This window comes from uncultured Muriicola sp., from assembly GCF_947258935.1.
GTDB lineage: Bacteria > Bacteroidota > Bacteroidia > Flavobacteriales > Flavobacteriaceae > Muriicola.
Genome location: NZ_CAMYKH010000127.1, coordinates 2106 through 5262, shown reverse-complemented (window position 1 = coordinate 5262; position 3157 = coordinate 2106). Strand labels below are relative to the sequence as shown.

4 protein-coding genes are annotated in these 3157 nt (G+C 41.6%); all 4 read left to right on the top strand.

The genetic code is table 11. From position 1 onward, the window contains the following. A partial coding sequence (locus Q0X72_RS13505; protein ID WP_297766474.1) for a thiamine pyrophosphate-dependent enzyme occupies nt 1-264 on the top strand: 264 nt, incomplete at its 5' end. A gap of 6 nt (nt 265-270) precedes the next feature. Further along, nucleotides 271-801, top strand: coding sequence for an acetolactate synthase small subunit (gene ilvN / locus Q0X72_RS13500; RefSeq protein WP_297766471.1), 531 nt, complete (start codon nt 271-273; stop codon nt 799-801). Between the two features lie 23 nt (nt 802-824). Continuing rightward, the gene (gene ilvC, locus Q0X72_RS13495; protein ID WP_297766468.1) at nt 825-2300 is read left to right on the top strand and encodes a ketol-acid reductoisomerase; all 1476 of its coding nucleotides are present in this window, start codon (nt 825-827) and stop codon (nt 2298-2300) included. 51 nt (nt 2301-2351) lie between these two features. Next, on the top strand, nt 2352-3157 hold an 806-nt coding region (locus Q0X72_RS13490; RefSeq protein ID WP_297766467.1), incomplete at its 3' end, for an aldehyde dehydrogenase family protein.

Here is a 3157-nt window from a genome sequence, read left to right as displayed (position 1 = left end):
GGTATGGTTCGCCAGTGGCAGGAATTGTTTTTTGAAAGCCGTTACGCATCCACGGTGATGACCAACCCGGATTTTATAAAAATCGCCGAAGGCTATCGTATTGAAGCCCGACGCGTTGAGAAACGAGAAGATTTGCAGGGGGCAGTACAGGAAATGATCGCATCAGACCAACCTTATTTTCTTGAAGTTCAGGTGGAGAAGGAAGACAATGTTTTTCCTATGATTCCTTCCGGAGCATCGGTTTCAGATATCAGACTTAAATAAAACCCGATGGAAAAAAAATGGTTCACCATCTCGGTGTATTCGGAAAATAACGTAGGATTGCTCAATAGAATATCAGGAATATTCTTAAAGCGTCACATTAATATAGAGGGACTAAATGTTTCTAAATCAGAGATTGAACATGTTTCTAAATTTACAATAGTGATTTTTACTACTGAAGATTGGACTCGTAAGATCGTAGCGCAAATAGAGAAACAAATTGAAGTGATCAAGGCATTTTACCACACAGATGATGAGATCATTTATCAGGAATCTGCCTTATTTAAAATAGCATCGCATTTGCTTTTTGATGAGCGACAGATACAGAACATCATAAAAGAAAGTAACTCACAGATCGTCACCGTCTCCAGAGATTTTTTTGTACTCGCTAAGTCGGGTAGACGTCATGAGATAGATGACATGCACGACCTCCTAGAACCTTTTGGAATATTACAATTTGTAAGAACTGGCAGGATTGCGGTGACCAAGGCAGCCATGCCCATTACTGCATTATTGAATGAATATGAAAACAAAGATTAATACAACATAAACCAACTATACGCATGACAAATTATTTTAACACACTTTCATTACGAGATAAATTACAGCAACTAGGGAAATGCCGTTTCATGGATACCAGTGAATTTACGGATGGGGTAACTGCATTAAAAGGCAAAAAGATTGTGATCATAGGATGCGGAGCTCAGGGCCTGAACCAGGGATTGAATATGCGCGATTCCGGATTAGACATTTCTTACACGCTTAGGGAAGCGGCCATTAAGGAGAAAAGAGCTTCATATGTAAATGCTGCAGAAAATGGTTTTACCGTCGGAACATATAAAGAGCTTGTTCCCGGCGCAGATCTGCTGATCAATCTTACACCAGATAAACAGCATACTAACGTAGTACAAACCGTAATGCCTCTTATGAAAAAAGGGGCAACCTTATCGTATTCTCATGGTTTTAATATTGTGGAAGAAGGGATGCAGGTTCGGAAAGATCTTACTGTTATCATGGTGGCTCCAAAAAGTCCCGGTTCTGAAGTAAGAGAAGAGTATAAACGGGGGTTTGGAGTGCCTACACTGATTGCTGTACATCCTGAGAATGATCCCGAGGGTAAAGGGCTGGCGCAGGCAAAAGCGTATGCAGCAGCAACAGGAGGCCATAAGGCCGGGGTGCTGGAATCATCTTTTGTAGCCGAAGTAAAATCGGATCTTATGGGAGAGCAGACCATTCTATGTGGACTATTGCAAACGGGATCGATCCTTTGTTTTGATAAGATGATCGAAAAAGGAATAGAACCAGGCTATGCATCCAAACTTATTCAGTTCGGTTGGGAAACTATTACAGAAGGATTGAAGTATGGAGGGATCACCAATATGATGGACCGACTCTCAAATCCGGCTAAAATAAAAGCTTTTGATCTTTCAGAGGAAATGAAAAGCATCATGCGACCCTTGTTCCAAAAGCATATGGATGATATTATGAGTGGTCATTTTTCAAAAACCATGATGGAAGACTGGGCCAAGGACGATAAAAATCTTTTAAGCTGGAGAGCGGCCACAGGGGAAACTGCCTTTGAAAAGACAAAAGCGGGAGATATCAAGATCTCTGAGCAAGAATATTACGATCATGGAGTATTGATGGTGGCCTATGTAAGGGCAGGGGTGGAGCTGGCCTATGAAGCTATGACAGCTTCTGGAATTATTGGGGAATCTGCCTATTATGAATCCCTGCATGAGACTCCACTTATTGCGAATACAATTGCCCGGAAGAAGTTATTTGAAATGAACCGGGTAATTTCCGATACTGCAGAATACGGCTGCTATTTATTTGATCATGCTTGTAAACCGTTGTTGAAAGACTTTATGAAGAAGGTAGATGTGGATGTCATCGGAAAATCTTACGGGCAAGGCAAGGGTAATGGAGTGTCTAATGCGAAACTTATACAGGTCAACAAGGCCTTACGGGAACATCCTGTTGAAATTGTAGGTGCCAGGTTGCGTGCCTCTATGACGGCTATGAAGCCCATTGTTTAATGCGCACATATTAGCGTATCTTTAAATCCCTTTACAAGAAAATTATCATCTATGGCTACACAAGTATCGATCATTCCAGAACAATTTCAGATCAAGAAAGAAATACATCAAAAGACCTACCTTATAAATGGGGAACTCATTTCTTGGGACGGTAAAAATACCGATGTCTATTCAACGATCTCCTCCTCAGAGACGTATGAACGAACATTGTTGGGTAGTATCCCGGATCTGGGGGAGAAAGAGGCTATGAAGGCTTTAGATGGAGCATTAATGGCCTATGATGAGGGAAAGGGAACATGGCCCACTATGAAGGTGAGAGATCGTATTGAGTGCATGGAGAAGTTTGTTACACAGATGAAAACCAAGCGCGAGGAAATTGTAACGCTTCTAATGTGGGAAATTGGAAAATCGCTGCCCGACTCTCAAAAGGAATTCGATCGTACTGTAGATTACATCTACGACACCATTGAGGATTATAAACAATTAGATAGGAACTCAGCAAAATTTCAGAAACACGATGGAGTATATGCACATGTCCGCAGGGGTCCATTGGGAGTTGTTCTTTGTCTGGGACCCTATAATTACCCTTTGAAAGAAACCTTTGCCTTGTTGATCCCTGCATTGATCATGGGAAACACAGCGATATTTAAACCCGCTAAATTTGGGGTATTGCTAATAACTCCGCTGTTAGAAGCTTTTAAAACTAGTTTTCCTAAAGGTGTGGTGAATATTTTATTTGGGCGCGGAAGGACCGTAGCGGCCCCCATTATGAAAACAGGAAAAGTAGATGTCCTGGCCTTAATTGGAAACAGTAAATCTGCCAATGCCCTTCAGGATCAGCATCCAAAAAGCAACCG

Excerpts from the sequence above, each read along its gene's own strand:
- ilvN (WP_297766471.1), top strand. The coding sequence starts at position 271 with ATGGAAAAAAAATGGTTCACCATCTCGGTGTATTCGGAAAATAACGTA.
- ilvC (WP_297766468.1), top strand. The coding sequence starts at position 825 with ATGACAAATTATTTTAACACACTTTCATTACGAGATAAATTACAGCAA.